Here is a 20,253-nt window from a genome sequence, read left to right on the forward strand (position 1 = left end):
ATTTGGAAACCACGTCCACACCTTGAGCGGACCTGCGACGCGGCTACAGGTCATGATCCCCCTCTGTTAGTCTTCTCTCTTTCCAATGCCAAGGAAGCACTCATGCCGGTGACATCCCACCTCCAACCAGGGTTCATGGTGATCCATGGCAACAGGCTGGATGAACTGCGCAGCCTGATCGTGTCGTGGATGCGACGTTATCCGCTGGCCCCCCTTGAAAACGAAATCGCGTTGGTCCAAAGCAACGGTATCGCGCAGTGGCTAAAGCTCGCTTTGGCAGAAGACGCGCAAGAGGACGATCTGGGGGGCTGTGGCATTGCCGCCGCTATCGACGTTCAACTGCCGGGCAGTTTCATGTGGCAGTTGTACCGCGCGGTTTTGGGAAAAGACGACATACCGGAAACCTCTCTCCTCGATAAAGCGCCCCTCACGTGGCGTTTGATGCGTTTGCTTCCCGCGCTGATCCACCAACCGCATTTTGAACCTTTGCAGCGGTTTTTGACGGCCGACCACGACCTTCGCAAGCGGTATCAGCTCTCGGAGCGCCTCGCCGACCTGTTCGATCAATATCAGGTGTACCGAGCCGATTGGCTGGAAGACTGGGCCGCGGGCCGGCATCAATTGAAGAACGTCAGAGGCGAGGTCAAACCGCTGGGTGCGGACAATTGCTGGCAGGCCGAGCTGTGGCGCGCTTTGCTTCACGACGTCGGGGCCGAAGGCATGGCACAGAGCCGAGCGGGGGTGCATCAGCGTTACATGGAGCGTATCCAGGGCTTGACCGCAGCCCCAGCTGGGCTGCCTGCGCGGGTCATCGTCTTCGGGATCTCTTCGCTACCAGCCCAAGCGCTTGAAGCGCTGGCAGGTCTGGCCCGGTTCAGCCAGGTGTTGCTATGCGTCCACAACCCTTGTCGCCATCACTGGGCGGATATCGTCGCTGACAAGGATTTGTTGCGCCATGAGTACAAGCGCCAGTCACGCAAGGCAGGCATGCCGGTCGTGATCAATCCTGACGTCCTGCATCAGCATGCGCATCCGCTGTTAGCCGCCTGGGGAAAGCAAGGCCGCGACTACATCAGCCTGCTTGACAGTCATGATGACCCGACAAGTTATCGTTCGATCTTCCAGGATGGCCGCATTGACCTGTTCAGTGAAAGCGATCCACAGACCCTGCTCAACCAATTGCAGGATGACATCCTCGAGCTTCGCCCGCTGAGCGAGACCCGGGAGCGGTGGCCGGCCATCGATGTGCGACGCGACCGCTCGATCCGCTTCCATGTAGCCCACAGTGCCCAACGGGAGGTGGAGGTTCTTCACGATCAACTCTTGGCACGCTTCAGCGCAGATCCTGAGTTACGGCCTCGCGATGTCATTGTGATGGTCCCAGATATCGACAGTTACGCCCCTCATATCCGTGCCGTATTCGGCCAGATTGATCGGGACGATCGCCGTTTCATTCCTTTCACCTTGGCGGACCAGGGGCAACGAGGTCGTGATCCATTGCTGATCGCGGTCGAGCATTTGCTGAACATCCCGGACAGCCGTTTTCCGGTCAGCGAAATTCTCGATTTGTTGGACGTGCCGGCCTTGCGTGCTCGTTTTGGCGTGCACGAGCGGGACCTGCCGACGTTGCACCGATGGATCGAAGGCGCCGGCGTGCGCTGGGGACTGAACGCCCGGCAGCGTGAAGGCCTCGGTTTACCTGAGGCGCTGGAGCAGAACAGTTGGCATTTCGGTCTGCGCCGTATGCTATTGGGCTATGCCGTAGGCGCCGGGGATGCGTTCGACGGTATTGAGCCCTACGACGAAATCGGCGGGCTGGATGCGGCCCTGATCGGCCCGTTAGTCGCTCTGATCGACGCGCTTCAGGTGGCTCACGCAGAGTTGTCACGGCCAGCGACGCCACCCATTTGGGGAGAACGTTTGCAAGCTTTGATGCGCCTATTTTTCAGTGCCGACAGCGAGCACGACGATTACGTGCTCGGCCAACTCGAAACCCTTCGTGAAACCTGGCTGGAGACCTGTGAAACCGTTGCATTGCTGGAAGAATTGCCTTTGACGGTTGTCCGGGAGGCATGGCTCGCGGGCCTGGATCAAGGAAAGCTGTCGCAGCGTTTCCTCGCTGGCTCGGTCAATTTCTGCACATTGATGCCGATGCGTGCGATTCCTTTCAAAGTCGTGTGCTTGCTTGGCATGAATGATGGCGATTATCCGCGGGCCCAACCGCCCTTGGATTTCGACCTCATGGGCAGTGACTACCGCCCTGGCGACCGCTCCCGTCGTGAAGACGACCGCTACCTCTTGCTCGAAGCAGTGCTGTCGGCCCGCAAACAGCTTTACATCAGTTGGGTAGGCCGCAGCATCCGGGATAACTCAGAGCGTCCGGCGTCTGTGCTGATCGGCCAATTGCGGGATCACCTTGCCAGCGGCTGGCGGATCGCCAATGCCGTCGAGCCAGAAGACGATCGCAAGCGTGATCCCGGACAGCAGTTGCTGCATAAGCTGACTCAAGAGCATCCCTTGCAACCGTTCAGCGCCAGGTATTTTCAGGAGAGTCCGGAGTTCTTCAGTTTTGCTCGGGAATGGCAAACGCTGCATGAGGTGAAAGACCAACGCGGTCCTGAGAAGCCGCTGGCAGTCTATACGCCCGAGGAGCCGCTCAGCCTGATGCAGTTGCAGGACTTTCTACGCAACCCGGTCAAACATTTCTTCAGCCAGCGCCTGAAGATTTTCTTTGAGGTCGCTCAGGCGCCCTTGGCGGATGAAGAGCCATTTGTGCTCGATGCTTTGGAGCGGTACGGATTGAGTGACCGTCTATTGCAAGTCGCGCTGCACGATCCTGAAGGTGGAGAGGACGCACTCAAGGCGCATGCGCTGCGCCTGCAATCCAGTGGTCTGCTGCCGATGGCCGGTTTCGGTGCGCTGGTGCAGGATGAGTTGATCGAGCCTTTGCCGGCGTTGGTTCGCAGGTACCAAGAATTGCTGGCCAAATGGCCAGACCGACTGCAAAGCGCACTTCCGGTAAGCCATGCCCATCAGGGTATCGAACTGGATGGCTGGCTTGACGGCTTGTATCAGAACGCTCAAGGCGAACTGCTCGCCGTGAGCGCCGTTCCCAACGCGATCGGCGGCAAGAAAACCCGGAAATGGCACAGGCTGACCAAGCCCTGGGTCAACCACCTTGTGGCTGGTGCGTGCAACCTGCCACTCACCACTGCGCTGGTCGCCAGTGACGACACTCTGCTGTTGCCGCCGTTGGAACACGCCGAGGCGACCGACATTCTCAACGACCTGCTACTGGCGTGGCAGCACGGGATGCAACGCCCTTTGCCTGTTGCTATAAAGACGGCGTTTGCCTGGTTGGGCCAAGGCGACCCTGCCAAGGCAGAAGCCGCAGCGCGCAAGACGTATGAAGGCGATGGTCAGGCTGTACGTGGCGAATGCGCCGACAGCCCGGCCCTCGCGCGGCAATTTCCTGACTTCGATGCCTTGCTCGACAGTGAAGAATTCGCGGGTTGGTGCGAAGCCCTCTACAAACCGCTTTACGATGCGCCCTGGCAATCGTTGTCTGGCGAGGAGGGTAGAGCATGACCCCTACGCAGCCACCTCTGGCCCTGCGTTTTCCACTCAAGGGCAGCCAGTTGATCGAGGCCAGCGCCGGCACGGGCAAGACCTTTACGATTTCCGCGCTGTATCTGCGTCTTGTACTCGGTCACGGCGACGCGGTCTCGGGTTTCGGCCGCGAGCTGTTACCGCCGCAGATTCTGGTGGTCACCTTCACCGATGCTGCCACTAAAGAATTACGCGACCGCATCCGCACGCGGCTCGCCGAAGCCGCCCGTTTCTTCCGGGAGGAGATCGTTGCCTCGGATGCCTTGCTCGAAGATTTGCGCCGCAGTTTTCCTCAGGAACAATGGGCCGGTTGCGCTAGCCGGCTGGACATCGCGGCGCAGTGGATGGATGAGGCAGCGGTCTCGACCATTCACAGTTGGTGCCAGCGCATGTTGCGCGAGCATGCATTCGACAGTGGCAGCCTGTTCACTCAGAGCCTGGAAACCGACCACACCGATTTGCTAAGTGAAGTGCTGCGCGATTATTGGCGCAAATTCTGTTATCCCATGAGCGGCGACGCGCTCGAATGGGTGCGGCAGAACTGGGCTGGTCCCGCCGCGCTGCTGCCGCGGGTTCGCGCGATGTTCGGCAGCCCTCGGGTTGAGGTCACACAGACTCCGACGCAGTTGATCGAGGCCGCGATGCAGGAACGTCGTCAACGCCTGAAAACCCTCAAGGCTCCGTGGGCGAACTGGGCTGCGGAACTGCACGCTATCTGTATCGATGGCGTCAACTGCAAGGTGGTCGATGGCCGCAAAATGCAGGAACGTTACTTCAAACCCTGGTTCGACAAGCTGATCGCGTGGGCCAACGACGACCAGCAGGAACAGCTCGATCTGGGCACAGGCTTTACTCGCCTGACTCCGGAGGGTATTGCCGAAGCATGGAAAAGCAATGCGCCGACGCATCCTGCGTTCGAGGCCATGGTTGAACTGAAAGTCGCTCTGGACACCTTGCCCACACCGGACGCCGCTGTGCTGGAGCACGCCGCCCAGTGGGTCGGTGCGCGATTCGAAGAAGAGAAACGCCGCCGTGCGGAAATGGGCTTCGATGACATGTTGCTGCGCCTGGATGCGGCATTGCGCGGCGCGGGGGGCGAGCGCCTGGCGACCCTGATTCGCGAGCAGTTTCCGGTGGCGCTCATCGACGAGTTCCAGGACACCGACCCTGTCCAGTACCGTATTTTCGACAGTATTTACCCGCTGGAAGCCAGTGATGAACACACTGGGCTGTTCTTGATCGGTGACCCTAAGCAGGCGATCTATGCTTTCCGCGGCGCCGATATTTACACCTATTTGCGCGCACGGACCGCCACCGAGGGTCGATTGCACACCTTGGGAACCAACTTCCGCTCCAGCCACGCCATGGTGGAGGCGGTGAACCACGTGTTCTTGCGTGCAGAAGACAACCCTAGCGGACGTGGGGCATTTCTCTTTCGTGCTGTCGACGTCAATCCCGTTCCCTTCACGCCGGTAGGTTCACAAGGCCGCAAAGAGCAGTTTCAGGTGGATGGCAACACGGTCGCCGCGCTGAACGTCTGGCAGTTGCAGAGCGATCAACCCGTTTCGGGAGCCGTCTATCGACAGCAGCTGGCGGCCAGTTGCGCCAGCGAGATCGTGCGCCTGCTCACTGCCGGACAGCAAGGCCGTGCAGGTTTTTCCAAACCCGGCGAACCCCTGGCCGGGCTGAAGCCTGCTGACATCGCTATTCTGGTGCGCGACGGGAAAGAAGCGCAGGCGGTGCGTGAGCAGTTGTCTCGCCGAGGTGTACGCAGCGTCTACCTGTCCGACAAGGATTCGGTGTTCGCCTCGCAAGAGGCTCACGACGTGCTGGCCTGGCTCAAGGCTTGCGCGGAACCCGACGCCGAACGCACGCTTCGCGCCGCTTTGGCGTCGATCACGCTGAACCTGCCGCTCGCTGAGCTCGAGCGGCTCAACCAGGATGAACTGGCGTGGGAAAGCCGGGTCATGCAGTTCCGCGACTATCGCCGTCTCTGGCGCACCCAAGGCGTGCTGCCCATGCTGCGCCGCCTGCTGCACGACTTCGAATTGCCGCAGGTCTTGATGCAACGCAGCGACGGTGAACGGGTGCTCACCAACCTGCTGCACCTGTCCGAACTGATGCAGCGCGCTGCCGCCGAGCTTGACGGCGAGCAGGCGCTCATACGTCATCTGAGCGAGCATCTGGCGATGGCCGGTCAGGCCAATGAAGAACAGATTCTGCGCCTTGAAAGCGACGAGCAATTGGTGAAGGTGGTGACCATCCACAAATCCAAGGGGCTCGAATACCCCTTGGTATTTCTGCCCTTCATTTGTTCGAGCAAACCGGTGGACGGCAGTCGCCTGCCGTTGCATTTCCACGACGCCGATGGCCAGGCGCAGGTCAGCCTGAACCCCACGGCGGCGCTGATCGAACAGGCTGACGACGAACGCCTCTCCGAAGACCTGCGCTTGCTTTACGTTGCCTTGACGCGTGCGCAGCACGCCTGTTGGCTGGGGGTTGCCGACCTCAAGCGCGGGAACACAAAAGGCTCGATCCTGCATCGCTCGGCGCTGGGCTATCTGCTCGGCGGTGGCGAGGCGTTGGCCGAATCCACCGCGTTGGCTCAGTGGCTCCAGGCCCTCGTTGAAAACCAGCCAACGATGCGCGTTGAGCCGGTGCCGGTCCCGACCGACGAGACCTTCAATCCACCGCCCAGCGAAGTGGCATTGAGCAAGCCTCGTCTTCCCAAACGCAGTGCCCGGGAAAACTGGTGGATCGCTTCCTATAGCGCCTTGCGCATCGGTGACGTCATCACCGACAGTGGCGATCAGTCCCCGGAAAACCCGCAGGCGCAGAAGCTGTTCGACGACGAACGCCTCGACCCGGATGCGCCGCGGGAGGCGCAAGCCAGTAGCGGCGACATTCATCGCTTCCCTCGTGGTCCGAATCCTGGAACGTTCTTGCATGGCTTGCTTGAGTGGGCAGGGGAAAAGGGCTTTTCCACGGTCGCGAACGATCCGGCGGCGTTGAATAAGATGGTCGGCCAGCGTTGTGCTCGACGCGATTGGACAGGCTGGATCGAAACCCTGAGCGACTGGCTTGCCCACCTGCTGAACATGCCTTTGCGGCTCGGGACAGACGTCCTGCCCATTGCGCTGAGTCAGCTCGATCAGCCCAATCAGTACCGGGTCGAAATGGAGTTCTGGTTTGCCTGCTCGAAAGTCGACGTGGCGCAAATGGACGCGCTGGTTCGCCGTTACACCCACGGGGGCGCGCCTCGGGCTGCTGCGGAAACCGTGTCGCTCAACGGCATGTTCAAGGGCTTCATCGACCTGACCTTTGAGCATCAGGGTCGCTATTACGTGGCTGATTACAAATCCAACTGGCTGGGGGCCGACGATGAGGCGTACACCCCGGCGGCGATGGAAAGCGCCATTTTGGAAAGCCGCTACGACTTGCAATATGTGCTCTACCTGCTCGCCCTGCACCGCCAGCTCAAGGCGCGGCTGGCCGGATACGACTACGACCGGCATATGGGGGGCGCGGTGTATCTGTTCGTCCGAGGCAGCCGCTCAGCCAGTCGGGGCGCGTGGTTCACACGGCCCCCGCGCGAGTTGATCGAAAACCTGGATCGGCTGTTTCAGGGTAATGCCGTTGCGCGGGAAGACGCGCTGTCAGGAGACTTCGCATGACCCGCACGTTTGCCCATCTGTTGCCCACGCCGCTGGATGCCGAGCGTCTGGCCACGCTCGCCCCTCTGAGCCGCGTCGATGACCTGCTGTTGCTGCTGGAGCGCTGGGTGGAACGTGGTTGGCTCCGCGCGCTCGACAAGGCATTTGTGGCGTTTCTCGCGGACCTGGACCCGGCCGCCGATCCGCTGGTGCTGCTGGCAGCGGCGCTGACCAGCCACCAGCTCGGCCATGGTCACGTCTGCCTGGATCTGTACGAAACCCTTAAAGAACCCGACTTTGCCCTTTCGTTGCCCCCTGAGGGCGATGTGCTTTCCACGCCGATGCTGTTGCCGTCCGCGCTGCTCAGGACGCTGGATGGCGCAACCTGGTGCCAGGCATTGGCGCGCAGCCCATTGGTGGCCAAGGGCGACGATGCCAGCGAAGCGGCGGCTCAAAAGCCTTTGGTGTTGGCCGACCGTCGCTTGTACCTGCGGCGGTACTGGACGTACGAACGCCGGATCGACGCTGCGCTGCAGCGCCGCCTCTCTCACATGGAGTCTGCGCCAAGCGACTTGCGGCAGCGCCTGGACGCGTTGTTCGGCCCGGTCGATGCGGCGCCGGATGCGCTGATCGATTGGCAGAAGCTGGCCTGTGCCGTGGCCACTCGTGGAGCATTCAGCATCATCACCGGAGGGCCGGGGACCGGCAAAACCACGACCGTGGTGCGCTTGCTGGCGTTGTTGCAGTCGCCTGCGGTCGAAGGGGGTAAACCGCTGCGCATCCGCCTTGCCGCGCCGACGGGGAAAGCGGCGGCCCGGCTGACCGAGTCCATCAGCGTTCAGGTGCGCGATCTGAAAGTGCCGGAACTCGTTCGGCAGAAGATTCCCCATGAGGTCACGACCGTCCACCGTTTGCTGGGCAGTCGACCTGGCACGCGACATTTCCGCCATCACGCAGGCAATCCGTTGCCGCTGGATGTGTTGGTGGTCGACGAAGCGTCCATGATCGACCTGGAGATGATGGCCAACGTGCTGGACGCATTACCCCCCCACGCGCGTATGGTTTTGTTGGGTGACAAAGATCAGTTGGCGTCGGTCGAGGCGGGGGCTGTGCTGGGCGACCTCTGCCGCGACGCGGAGGCCGGCATGTACAGCCCGCAGACGCAGGCCTGGCTGGAGGCGGTCAGCGGGGAGGATCTAGCGAAGAGCGGCTTGCAAACAGGCGATGCTCAGCGCCACGCCCTGGCGCAGCAGGTCGTGATGTTGCGCCATTCCCGGCGTTTCGGAGAGGGCAGCGGTATCGGTCAGTTGGCCAGCCGAGTCAACCGGCAGGAGGATCAGCAGGCGCGCTCGCTGTTGGTGGAGGGGGGCTATCGGGATCTGTACTCGCTGGTGCTCAAGGGCGAGCAGGACCGGGCGTTGTCACGGTTGCTGCTCGACGGCCATGGAAACGGTCCGCAGGGCTACCGTCACTACTTGGAGCTGATGCGAGCGCGTCGGCCGCTGGAGCTGACGTCTATCGAAGATCCCCGCTGTGTGGAATGGGCGCGCCAGGTTCTTCACGCCTTCGACGAGTTCCAGCTGCTATGCGCCGTGCGCAAGGGGCCTTGGGGCGTCGAAGGGTTGAACCAGCGCATCACTCAGACGCTGTTTGCGTCGGAGCTGATCGAGAGCGATCAACAGTGGTACGAAGGCCGTCCGGTGTTGATGACGCGCAACGACTACGGGCTGGGCTTGATGAACGGCGATATCGGCATTGCCTTGCGCTTGCCCGAGGGCCCGGTGGAAGAGCGCCGCACCGCGTTGCGGGTGGCCTTCCCGCGCAATGACGGTGAGGGTGGCGTACGCTTCGTCTTGCCGAGTCGACTCAACGATGTGGAAACGGTCTACGCCATGACGGTGCACAAGTCCCAAGGCTCGGAATTCGCGCACACCGCGCTGATTCTGCCGGAGGCGCTCAACCCGGTGCTGACCAAAGAGCTGATCTACACCGGGATCACGCGGGCCAAGCACTGGTTTAGCCTGATCGAGCCACGTCAGGGCGTGTTCGAGGAGGCGCTGCGGCGCAAGGTCAAGCGTTTGAGCGGGTTGATGCTCGGCCTGTAGCTGGACAGGCCGGCGTCACGTTGCGCAAAAGGCATTGCTCAGGTCCACCCTCCCGAAGCTGGCGCCCTCGTCCAACGGGGTGATGGCGGCCAATTGGTCCAAACGTACATCGTCCAGTCCCTCGGCGAATTGCAGGAATTCTTCCTTGCTGGGGGCGGTGCGCGTCGTGACCGGTCGGCCCTCGAAGTGCGTGCCGTCGACCAACTCGACCTTCAGGCGATAAGCGTGCATGCAGGCGATCTCCAGGTAGTCGTAGAGATCGCAATTGAGGGGTGTGTATCGATCCATGGCAGATTCCCGGGCGGCGTGATGCTTTCTACGGCGTGTGCATCACGATAGCCGCTCAGGCTTCTTTGCGCACCGGCGCCGACGGGATGTCCAGGCTTTCCAGGCCCATGAACTGGCGCACCCGCTCGCCACACTGGTTGCCACGGATGGCCTGCGGCGATGCGTCAACCTGCACCACGCCGTTTTCCATGAAGATGACCCGGTCGGAAATCGACAGCGCGAAGTCCATTTCGTGAGTCACGATCAGCATGGTCATCCCGTCTTTCGCCAGGTCGCTGATTACCTTGAGCACATCGCCCACCAGCTCCGGGTCCAGCGCCGAAGTGGGTTCGTCGAACAGCATGATGTCCGGATCCATTGCCAGTGCCCTGGCAATCGCTACCCGCTGTTGCTGTCCGCCGGAAAGCTGGTGGGGGTATTTGTGGGCGTGGGCCAGCAAGCCGACTTTGTCCAGCAGGGCATAGGCGCGTTGTTCGCTGATGGCTTTGTCACGGCCGTGGTAGCGCGGCGCGAGGGTCACGTTGTCGAGGATGGTGCGATGGGGGAACAGGTTGAAATTCTGGAATACCATCCCAATGCGCTGTACGCCGTTGCGGATCTGCCGCGCAGTGGGGCTGTCACCGGCATGAATGTAGCCTTCGCCGAAGAGAATGATCTCGCCCTTATCGATGCTTTCCAGGCTGTTGACGGTGCGAATCAGCGACGTCTTGCCGGACCCGGACGGGCCGATGATCGAGATGACCTGGCCCGGATTGACGTCCAGGTCGATCCCCTTGAGCACCTCATGCTGACCATAGCTCTTATGGATATTCACCAGTTGCAGCGCAGGGGCCGAACCCGGCCCGGTCTGAGGCTGGCGCGCCTTGATGGGGTGGGTGACCAGAGAGGATCGCAGACGCGCCACTGCATTGTCGTCCAGCGTCTGGGGTTTGCGATTGTTCAGTTCCAGATGTTGTTCCAACCAGTGAAACAACCAGCCGAACACGGTCACGATCATCACGTAATACACCGCCACGGCTGCCAAGGTCTCCATGACCAGGAAGTTCTGCGCATACAGGCGTTGGCCGACCGTGAGCAGCTCGGTCAGGGAAATCACAGACACCAGCGAGGTCAGTTTCACCACCGTGATGTATTCGTTGATCAGCGTGGGCAACGAGATGCGGAAGGCTTGCGGAATGACGATCAGGCGCTGCATGCCGATCAGCCCCACGCCCAGCGCGCGGCCTGCTTCTTTTTGCCCCTTGGCGACCGAAATCAGACCGCCTCGGTGGATTTCGGCCATGTAGGCCGCTTCCGTGACGACCAGCGCCAAAAGGCCGGAGTAGAACGGATTGGACAACACCTCGCGGGTGGCAGGCACCATTTGCGGGAGGTTGTAGGTAAAGATCACCATGACCAGCAGCGGAACACTGCGGAAGAACCAGATATAAAGCGACGCGGGCACGCTCAGCCAGCGCGCGGTCGAGAGTTTGGCAGACGCCAGGAGGAAGCCCAGCAGCATGCCGATGAACCAGCCCAGCGCACTGAGCTCGATGACGGTGATGCAGGATTCCCAGAAGTCGGAGACCGAAAACAGCGAAAAAAAGTAGGACCATTCAAATTGCATAACACACCTCGGCGGGGCAGGACCCAGCGGGGAAAGTCTCTATCGAACAGGGTTCCTGTAGGCGCGCGCTTGCCCGCGATGACCTTCGTTCAGACACAGTTTCATAATCTGACACGACGCATCGCGGGCAAGCGCGCTCCTACAGGGGTGAAGCCTCAGCCGTCAGTTACTCGGCTCTTCCAGGTTGTACTTTTTCAGCAACGCCGCGTATTCACCGGATTTCTTGGTTTCATCGAAGGCTTTGAGCAGTGCCTGATACAGCTCTTCATTACCCTTCTTCACATAGATGCCGAGGGTCTGCTGGTAGATCGAGTGTTCGGTGCTGACCATCACGCGACCCTTGGTGCGCTCGGCGATCATCCCGGCGGCGCCGTCGATTTCCACCTGCGCTTGCACGTTGCCGGACAATAGGGCCTGGGTCACTTCGGGAGCCGAGGGGAATTCGCTGACCGCTATCGCGCCTTTATTGTTCGGCACGCAGTAGTCGGTTGACAGCTTGTTGAACTGGGCCACCCAGGTGGTGCCCTTTTCCAGGCCGACTTTGAGGCCGCAGAGGTCCTCCGGCACCTTGGGTTTGATGGGGCTGTCCTTGAGCACCATGATCGCAGCGCCCGTCTTGGCGTAGGCGATGGTCTGGGCCTGGGTCTGGCGCTCAGGCGTGATGTACATGCCCGAGATGATCGCGTCGTAATGGCCGGCGTTCAGGCTGAGGATCAGGCTGGAAAATTTGGTATCGACGAATTCGGCCTTCAGCCCCATGTGCTTGGCCAGCAGGCGGGACAGATCCGGATCGGAGCCGACGACGTTTTTCTTTTCGTCGTAGGATTCGAACGGTGGATAGGTGATTTCCATACCGACCTTGAACTGGCCGGGCGTCACGGTGCTGGCTGCCTGGGCCGCCGTGCCGAAAACAGAGGCGCCGAGTAGGGCGGTGGTCAGAACGCTCAGGCGAACAGCAGTGTTCAAAGTGTTGCGCATCGTCGGTGACTCCACGTCAGGAAAGTAAGGCACGGTGTAGTGAGAGGTGCTGGGGGGCATCAGGACGCGTCCTGTGCCTGGTTTTTCAAGTGGCCGAAGCTCGAAGGCTTGCGGGCCTTTTCGTACAGTTTCAGCTCGCCGCTTTCGACCTTGCGCCGCAGGTACTGGTAGGTCTGCAGGGCCTGGCCGAACATGTGTTCACCAATGGTGATCGCTTCATATTCCTGATTGCCGTTGTCGAATTGAGGCAGCGGCTTGATCTGCGTGTGGAAATCGCAGGCGAAGAACAGCGGGAACGAATAGCGTTCTTCGCTGACCGTTCGTACCCGGTGAGCCGTAGCAACGAACGTACCAGCGGTCATCACCTCCAGCATGTCGCCAATGTTGACCACGAAGGCGCCTTCCACCGGTGGCGCATCGATCCATTGGCCCAGATCGTTCATCACTTCAAGCCCCGGCTTGTCGGCCAGAAGCATGGTGAAGCATTCGTAATCGGTGTGTGCACCAATACCGGGCGCGTCCTGCGCGGCGTCATCGAAGGGGTAGTGAATCAGACGCAGCTTGGACGGCGGCCGGGTGACCATCGCGTCGAAGTAACCTTCTTCCAGCCCCAACGCCAGGGCGAAGCCGTCGAACAGCCGTCGGCCCAGCGCGAAGACCGCTGCATAGTAGGCTTCGACTGCCGGACGGAAGCCAGGCAGGTCAGGCCACTCGTTGGCGCCAATCAACGGCGTTTTGGCGATCACCAGCGGGTCCTCATCGCCTACCTCGAACCCGATGTCGAAGGCTTCCTTGTGATCCGGCTTGCCTTTGGCGTACACCTCTTCGCCCTCGGGCACGAAGCCTTTATGGCTGCGGGATGTGCCGATGTAATGCTGCATCTTGTAGTCGAGGGACTGGGCGAACAGGTCTTTGGCCGCCTGACGCAGTCCGGCGATCAACGCTGGGTCGATACCGTGATTCTTGACGTAGAGGAAGCCGACCTCCCGAGCGGCCTTGCCCAGCTCGTCGGCCACGGCCTGACGATCGGCAATGTCGGCGCTGTACAGGCCGGCGATGTCCACCACCGGAATGCTGTTGAAGTTGGCGACCCTGGGTTCGGCTGCTGCGGCATCCGGGCGAGACTGATCAACCATGGCGAAAACGCTCCTTATCGGCTTGTTGTGTGGATGAAGCGCTGAAAGTGCTCTCGCTCGGCTTGGCCCATCCAGGTGTTCAGCGACCAGAGATCGGCCACCGGGACATTGGTGAAGGGCAGGTGATGGAGATAACCGTCTGCGCCGAATTCCGGAGTCAGCGTCGTGGCTTCATAGCCCCGCGCCTGTTGGGATTTCCAGACCGCCTCCCAGTGCTGCTGATGGAACGCGAGCTCGGCGGCGCGTTCGGGGGCGGCAGGGTGCGGGACTTGCGGACCCTGGTCGTAGCCGACCCGGGCTTGAATGTGATGAACGCGTTCGACGAAGGCGCTCAAGTCGTCTTCCGGGTCGTCGAGCAGCCGCTCGCAGGTGACGATCCAGTGGCTGATGTCGCTGGTAAAGCGCAGGTCGGGCAACTGGCGGATCAGTTCAAGCGTGACCCACGGGTTGAACAGCGAGCGGGCGCGGTGAGTCTCGAAGGTGACGGGCTGGCCGTGCTTGCGCGCCAGTTCAAGCGCCTGGCCAAAGAACTCGACTTGCTGCGGTAACTGCCAGCGGTCATTACCGGCCAGTACGTTGACGAAGCGCGGTGCCAGTTCGCTGGACCAAGCGAGCTTCTTTTCAAGGTCGTTCAGGTGCTCGGTGACGGTGGCCGACTGCTCGGGGAGCACGTCATAGGCGGTGAAAACGGTGGCGATGTACGGCAGTTGGTTGGCCCGCAGGAAAGCACTGAATTCCGCGCGTTCGACCGGCGTCAACGGCAGACGCGCTTCCATGCCGTCGAAGCCGGCGTCCAGCAGCTCATCGAGCGCCTGAGCCTTGCTGGCGGTGTAGCCCCACATCGTGCGGAAGATTTCCAGTTTCATCGAACGTCCCCAAAGATTGCATCAAGCGCGACTCAAGACATGGCTCCGCCGCGGCGCGGGCCGGAACGGGATACAACGGCAGTCACAACTGAAAAGGCAATCTTCGGGCCGGGTCTCTTACTGGACGGGCTCCTTGTTGAGGGGGATGTTAGGTTCGCCCCGTGAGCGGAAAAAATAGTAAAGCTCAAATGCATAGTTCAGAGATTTCTAAACTATGGTGGCGAGGTGCGATCTAGACATTCACGCCCATGTAGGCGCGCGCGCTTGCCCGCGACTGCGCTCGCCTGCCTGATACATTTTCGCCCTGTGTGCCGGCCCTTCGCGGGCAAACCCGTTCCTACCGGGTTAGTCGATAAACGTCATCACCTTCGTACTCCCCAGCAAAAACGCCTGATTCTGTTCGGTCACCTCCCGGATGTAATCCCACAGCAGGGTAATCCGCTTGAGCTTCCTCAAATCCTCCCGGCAGTACATCCAGAATTGCCGCGTGATGCTGACATCGCTTTCCAGCGCCGGGAGCAATCGCGGGTTTTGCGCGGCGAGGAAGCAGGGCAGGATCGCCAACGCTCGGCCTTGCAGCGCGGCGACGTACTGGGCGATGACGCTGGTGCTGCGCAAATGGGCGTGGGCTGCGGGCACCAGGTTATTCAGGTACAGCAGTTCGGAACTGAACGCCAGGTCGTCGACATAACTGATGAAGGGGTGATCGGCCAGATCCTCAACGCGTTGGATGGGGCGGTGGGCATCGAGGTATTCCCGCGTCGCGTACAGCCGCAGGGTGTAGTCGCACAGTTTGCAACAGACGTAAGGGCCATGTTCGGGGCGCTCCAGGGCGATGACAATGTCTGCTTCGCGCTTGGACAGGCTGATGAAGTGCGGCAGCGGCAGAATATCCACCGAGATGGCAGGGTAGAGGTCGATGAAATGGCTGAGCTGCGGGGTGATGAAAAAGCTGCCGAACCCTTCGGTGCAGCCCATGCGCACATGCCCGGACAATGCGACGCCGGAGCCTGAGACCTGTTCGCAAGCAATGTGCAGGGTGCTTTCGATGGACTCTGCCGAGCTCAGCAGACGCTGACCCTCGGCGGTCAGCACGAAGCCGTTGTTGCGCGACTTTTCGAACAGCAACGTGCCGAGAGAGGCTTCCAGCGAGTTGATGCGTCGCGACACCGTGGTGTAGTCCACCCCCAGCCGTTTGGCTGCCGAGCTGGCTTTACGCGTGCGTGCCACTTCCAGAAAAAACTTCAAATCATCCCAGTTTAATGCGCTCAGAGACGTGATGCTTTTTTGCATGTTTGACCTGCTTTTATGTGCGTTCTTGTTAGAAGTTTGCACATCTATACTTCGGAGCGAGCTATAACGCGAATCTGCTTACGTCGGAGCGCGCTTACCCGCGAATGACGTGGCTACATCCAGTACATCTGTATCGCCCCTACAGACCCTGCGCGGGCAAGCGCGCGCCTGCAGTGTTCAATCAAATCGGAGACTCACCCCTCAACCGCCACACCCACACGCCATAACACCCTGCACAACAATAAATAAGCGGAGGAGTTTATGAAGAACGCTATCACGGCGAACGCCGGCGCACTCGATGCCAGCGCTGCCCGTCAAAAGACCAAAGCCTATCGGCTTGCCGGTGCGGCGAGCATGGCAGGCACCACCATCGAGTGGTATGACTTTTTCCTGTACGGCACCGCGGCCGCTCTGATTTTCAACAAGATCTTTTTTCCGGCACTGGACCCGATCATCGGCGTGCTGGCAGCGTTCGCCACTTACGCGGTGGGTTTTCTCGGACGGCCATTGGGCGGCATTGTGTTCGGCCACTTCGGCGACAGAATCGGCCGCAAATCGATGCTGCTGTTCACCCTGATGCTGATGGGGATTCCCACCATCATCATCGGCTTGATTCCCACCTATCAACAGATTGGCTACTGGGCGGCTGTGATTCTGGTGGCGATGCGTTTTCTGCAGGGCATGGCAGTCGGCGGCGAGTGGGGCGGCGCGGTGCTGATGGCGGTCGAGCATGCGCCCGAAGGCAAGAAGGGCTTCTATGGCAGCCTGCCGCAAACCGGCGTGGGTGCGGGGCTGGTGCTGGCGTCACTGGCAATGGCGCTGGTCGCCAGGCTGCCGGAAGCCGACATGCTGAGCTGGGGCTGGCGCATTCCGTTTCTGGCCAGCGTCGCATTGCTTGGGGTTGGCTGGCTGATCCGCATGAAGGTGCCCGAATCCCCTGATTTCGAGAAGCTGAAGAAAGCCAACATTGCGGTCAAGGTGCCGCTGTTCAAGGTGTTCCGCGATCACCCGAAGGAAACCCTGACCATCATCGGCGCGCGCACTGCGGAGAATGCGTGGTTCTACATGTCGGTGACGTTCGCGCTGGCGTATGCCGCCAACCAACTGCAGATTCCTCGCGCCGACGTCCTGGGCGCAATCACCGCCGGGGCGGCGCTGTCGCTGGTGACCATGCCATTGTGCGGGCACATCTCCGACCGGGTCGGTCAGAAGCGTCTCTATTTCACGGGGCTGTTGCTGCTCTGCGCCTTTGTCTACCCCTTCTTCGCCATGCTCGGCACACGGGATCCAGTCCTGGTGTGGTGGGCGATGGTGCTGGCCGTTGGCGTGGTGTTTCCGATCCTGTATGCCCCGGAATCGCTGCTCTTTGCCCGGCAGTACCCCGCTGAAATCCGCTACAGCGGCATCTCGGTGTCGGTGCAATTGGCCGGTGTGCTGGGCGGCGGTTTCGCGCCCATGATCGCCACCCAATTACTGGCGATGGGCAATGGCAGCCCTCGTTACGTCATCGTTTATCTGATCGCCATGGCACTGGTGGCGCTGGTCTGCACCGCCCTGATGAAGCGCGATCCCGCTCGTCATCGCCTGGTCTGAAGCACCCCTTACCCGTGGCTGCACGGTGGGGCAGTGGTGAGCCTTGAAGCCCTTGCCCGCTGGACGGCTCGAACGAGGCACGCGACGTCACGAACAGGACGTCGCTTCGAATGGAGAACCTGCAATGAACGTGTCCCTCAACAAAAACAATACGACGGTCGCCCGCGTGAAGATGCTGATCGGCGGCGAGTGGGTCGAATCGCAGACGAGTGAATGGCTGGACGTGGTCAATCCTGCAACACAGGAAGTCCTCGCCAAAGTCCCCTTCGCCACTCCAGCGGAAGTCGACGCTGCCGTGGCGTCGGCACAGCAGGCGTTCAAGACCTGGCGCGACACCCCCATCGGGGCCCGGATGCGCATCATGCTCAAGTTGCAGGCGCTGATTCGCGAACACTCCAAGCGGATCGCCAGCGTGCTCAGCGCCGAACAGGGCAAGACCCTCGCCGACGCCGAAGGGGATATTTTTCGCGGCCTGGAGGTGGTGGAGCACGCCTGCTCCATCGGCACGTTGCAAATGGGCGAGTTCGCCGAAAACGTGGCCGGCGGCGTAGACACCTACACGCTCCGCCAACCCATCGGCGTCTGCGCGGGCATCACCCCGTTCAATTTCCCAGCCATGATTCCACTGTGGATGTTCCCCATGGCCATCGCTTGCGGCAACACCTTCGTGCTCAAGCCCTCCGAGCAGGATCCGATGTCGACCATGCTTTTGGTGGAACTGGCCGTCGAGGCAGGTGTACCAGCGGGCGTATTGAATGTCGTCCACGGGGGCAAAGCGGTGGTCGATGCCATCTGCACCCACAAGGACATCAAAGCCGTTTCATTCGTCGGCTCGACCGCAGTGGGCACCCATGTCTATGACCTGGCCGGTCAACACGGCAAGCGCGTGCAATCCATGATGGGCGCGAAGAACCATGCGGTCGTGCTCCCGGATGCCAATCGCGAGCAAACGCTCAACGCACTGGTGGGCGCCGGTTTCGGCGCGGCAGGGCAGCGCTGCATGGCAACCTCGGTGGTGGTGCTGGTTGGAGCAGCCAGGCAGTGGATTCCGGATCTCAAAGCGTTGGCACAGAAGCTCAAGGTCAACGCTGGAAGCGAGCCGGGCACCGATGTCGGGCCGGTGATTTCCAAACGTGCGAAGCAGCGGATTCTCGACCTGATCGACAGTGGCATCCGCGAAGGGGCTACGCTGGAGCTTGATGGTCGGGCCATCGAAGTGGCTGGGTACGAAGACGGCAATTTCGTCGGCCCGACCTTGTTCACCGGTGTGTCGACCCAGATGCAGATTTATACCCAGGAAATTTTCGGCCCGGTGTTGTCCGTCATTGAAGTCGACACGTTGGATCAGGCCATCGAATTGGTGAATGCCAACCCGTTCGGCAATGGCGTTGGGCTGTTCACTCAGAGCGGCGCTGCGGCGCGTAAATTCCAGAATGAAATCGACGTGGGCCAAGTGGGCATCAACATTCCCATTCCGGTGCCGGTGCCGTTTTTCAGCTTCACCGGTTCACGGGGTTCCAAGCTCGGCGACCTGGGGCCTTACGGCAAACAGGTGGTGCAGTTCTACACTCAGACCAAGACCGTCACCAGCCGTTGGTTCGATGACGACAGCGTGAATGACGGCGTGAACACGACGATCAATTTGCGTTAAGGCAATAACGCGCGATTAACGCACCCCTTGTAGGAGCGCGCTTGCCCGCGAACGCGTCGGGTCAGATAACGAGGAGGTGTCTGAACGAATGCATTCGCGGGCAAGCGCGCTCCTACAGGCGGTGCCCTTGAAGCTGAAAAGGAAAACACCATGAAAATCGCATTCATCGGTCTGGGCAACATGGGGGCGCCAATGGCGCGCAACCTCATCCGGGCCGGGCATCAGTTGCACCTGTTCGACCTTAACAAGCAGGTGCTGGCCGAACTCGCCGAATTGGGCAGTCGCATCAGCGAATCGCCTAAACACGCTGCACAAGGTGCGGAGATGGTCATCACCATGTTGCCGGCGGCTGCACACGTCAGAGCGGTCTATTTGAATGACGACGGCGTACTGGCGGGGATTTCAGCCGGAGTACCCGCGGTGGATTGCAGCACCATCGATCCACAGACCATTCGTGACGTGGCGACGGCGGCGGCCAAGCAGGGTGTGGTGGTGGGCGACGCCCCGGTGTCCGGGGGGACCGGTGGTGCTCAGGCCGGAACCCTGACCTTTATGGTCGGTGCCAGCCTTGAACACTACACCGTCCTCAAGCCGGTCCTCGCGCAGATGGGGCGCAACATCGTGCACTGCGGCGATGTCGGCACCGGGCAGATCGCCAAGATCTGCAACAACATGCTGTTGGGCATTTCCATGATCGGCGTCGCCGAAGCCATGGCGCTGGGCGATCGCCTGGGTATTGATACCGGCGTGCTGGCAAGCATCATCAACAGTTCGACGGGCCGCTGCTGGAGCTCGGAGATGTACAACCCCTGGCCGGGCGTCGTCGACACCGCCCCGGCTTCGCGTGGATACACCGGAGGCTTCGGCGCGGAGTTGATGCTCAAGGATCTCGGGCTGGCCACCGATGCCGCCAAGGCGGTGAAACAGCCTGTGATCCTGGGTGCGCTGGCACAGCAGCTCTACCAGGCCATGAGCCTGCGTGGAGATGGCGGGAAGGACTTCTCAGCAGTGATCGAGGGCTATTTGAAAAGGGATTAGCCGTTCGGCCGAAGTCGCTGTTGGCGTCTTACCCGCACGCCAACAGCGAGGGCTGCCATCGCTTATCCGTCAAGCCGCCAACAGCGCATCCAGTTCGCCTTTGCGTTCGAGCAAAGCCATGTCATCGAATCCGCCGACGTGGTGCTCACCGATGAAAATCTGCGGCACGGTCCGGCGACCGCTGCGTTCCATCATGATGCTGCGCTGTTCCATCGAGGCTTGGACATTGATCTCGCGGTAACTCACGCCCTTGGCCTTGAGCAGGTTTTTCGCCGCTACGCAGTAGGGGCAGGTTTGGGTGGTGTACAAGGTGACTTCAGACATGATCGAACGCTCCGGGGTGGCTGCGGACAGACAGCCTTGGGCAGAAAAGGAAAGGCGCCGCAAGTGGCGGCGGCTTTCATGACGGTCTACATACTATCCTCATTTGCTCAGGT

General features: G+C 60.9%; 13 protein-coding genes. 6 read left to right on the forward strand and 7 right to left on the reverse strand.

Translation table 11 applies throughout. From position 1 onward, the window contains the following. Positions 1-102: 102 nt before the first annotated feature. Genes recC through recD form a run of 3 tightly spaced genes read left to right on the forward strand, consistent with a single transcriptional unit; the run spans position 103 to position 9,367 of the window. The gene (gene recC, locus N5D61_RS18410; RefSeq protein WP_279893776.1) at positions 103-3,588 is read left to right on the forward strand and encodes an exodeoxyribonuclease V subunit gamma; all 3,486 of its coding nucleotides are present in this window, start codon (positions 103-105) and stop codon (positions 3,586-3,588) included. Further along, positions 3,585-7,283 carry an exodeoxyribonuclease V subunit beta gene (recB, locus tag N5D61_RS18415; protein ID WP_279893777.1) on the forward strand — a complete coding sequence of 1,233 codons (3,699 nt, stop codon included), beginning with the start codon at positions 3,585-3,587 and terminating at the stop codon, positions 7,281-7,283. Before recC ends, recB begins: the two co-directional genes overlap by 4 nt. Next, positions 7,280-9,367 carry an exodeoxyribonuclease V subunit alpha gene (gene recD, locus N5D61_RS18420; RefSeq protein WP_108236019.1) on the forward strand — a complete coding sequence of 696 codons (2,088 nt, stop codon included), beginning with the start codon at positions 7,280-7,282 and terminating at the stop codon, positions 9,365-9,367. The genes recB and recD overlap by 4 nt, the downstream gene beginning before the upstream one ends. 15 nt (positions 9,368-9,382) lie before the next feature. On the opposite strand, the gene N5D61_RS18425 is transcribed toward recD, so the two are convergent. The 6 genes from N5D61_RS18425 to N5D61_RS18450 form a co-directional block, all read right to left on the reverse strand. Further along, positions 9,383-9,655 (reverse strand): Rho-binding antiterminator, encoded by a 273-nt coding sequence (locus N5D61_RS18425; protein ID WP_108236018.1) that lies wholly within the window; start codon positions 9,653-9,655, stop codon positions 9,383-9,385. 55 nt (positions 9,656-9,710) lie between these two features. Beyond that, a complete protein-coding gene (locus tag N5D61_RS18430) occupies positions 9,711-11,261 on the reverse strand; it encodes an amino acid ABC transporter permease/ATP-binding protein (RefSeq protein ID WP_108236017.1) in 1,551 nt (516 codons plus the stop codon). A 162-nt stretch (positions 11,262-11,423) separates the two neighbouring features. After that, positions 11,424-12,239 (reverse strand): ABC transporter substrate-binding protein, encoded by an 816-nt coding sequence (locus N5D61_RS18435; RefSeq protein WP_279893864.1) that lies wholly within the window; start codon positions 12,237-12,239, stop codon positions 11,424-11,426. Positions 12,240-12,298: 59 nt separating this feature from the next. After that, positions 12,299-13,375 carry a 2-oxoglutarate and iron-dependent oxygenase domain-containing protein gene (locus N5D61_RS18440; protein ID WP_108236016.1) on the reverse strand — a complete coding sequence of 359 codons (1,077 nt, stop codon included), beginning with the start codon at positions 13,373-13,375 and terminating at the stop codon, positions 12,299-12,301. Between the two features lie 14 nt (positions 13,376-13,389). Beyond that, positions 13,390-14,241 carry a TIM barrel protein gene (locus N5D61_RS18445; protein WP_108236015.1) on the reverse strand — a complete coding sequence of 284 codons (852 nt, stop codon included), beginning with the start codon at positions 14,239-14,241 and terminating at the stop codon, positions 13,390-13,392. Positions 14,242-14,586: 345 nt separating this feature from the next. Then, complete coding sequence (locus tag N5D61_RS18450; RefSeq protein ID WP_279893778.1) at positions 14,587-15,534, reverse strand: LysR family transcriptional regulator; 948 nt, start codon at positions 15,532-15,534, stop codon at positions 14,587-14,589. Positions 15,535-15,795: 261 nt separating this feature from the next. On the opposite strand from N5D61_RS18450, the gene N5D61_RS18455 reads away from it, so the two are divergent. The 3 genes from N5D61_RS18455 (at position 15,796) to mmsB (ending at position 19,816) form a co-directional block, all read left to right on the forward strand. Beyond that, a complete protein-coding gene (locus tag N5D61_RS18455) occupies positions 15,796-17,127 on the forward strand; it encodes an MFS transporter (protein ID WP_279893779.1) in 1,332 nt (443 codons plus the stop codon). 124 nt (positions 17,128-17,251) lie between these two features. Continuing rightward, complete coding sequence (locus N5D61_RS18460; RefSeq protein WP_279893780.1) at positions 17,252-18,778, forward strand: CoA-acylating methylmalonate-semialdehyde dehydrogenase; 1,527 nt, start codon at positions 17,252-17,254, stop codon at positions 18,776-18,778. A 150-nt stretch (positions 18,779-18,928) separates the two neighbouring features. Further along, complete coding sequence (gene mmsB, locus N5D61_RS18465) at positions 18,929-19,816, forward strand: 3-hydroxyisobutyrate dehydrogenase (protein WP_279893781.1); 888 nt, start codon at positions 18,929-18,931, stop codon at positions 19,814-19,816. A gap of 69 nt (positions 19,817-19,885) precedes the next feature. On the opposite strand, the gene grxC is transcribed toward mmsB, so the two are convergent. Next, positions 19,886-20,140: a glutaredoxin 3 gene (gene grxC, locus N5D61_RS18470; protein ID WP_108236010.1), complete on the reverse strand. Its 255-nt coding sequence runs from the start codon at positions 20,138-20,140 to the stop codon at positions 19,886-19,888. Positions 20,141-20,253 lie beyond the last annotated feature (113 nt).

The organism is Pseudomonas sp. GD03842 (genome assembly GCF_029841165.1).
Classification (GTDB): domain Bacteria; phylum Pseudomonadota; class Gammaproteobacteria; order Pseudomonadales; family Pseudomonadaceae; genus Aquipseudomonas.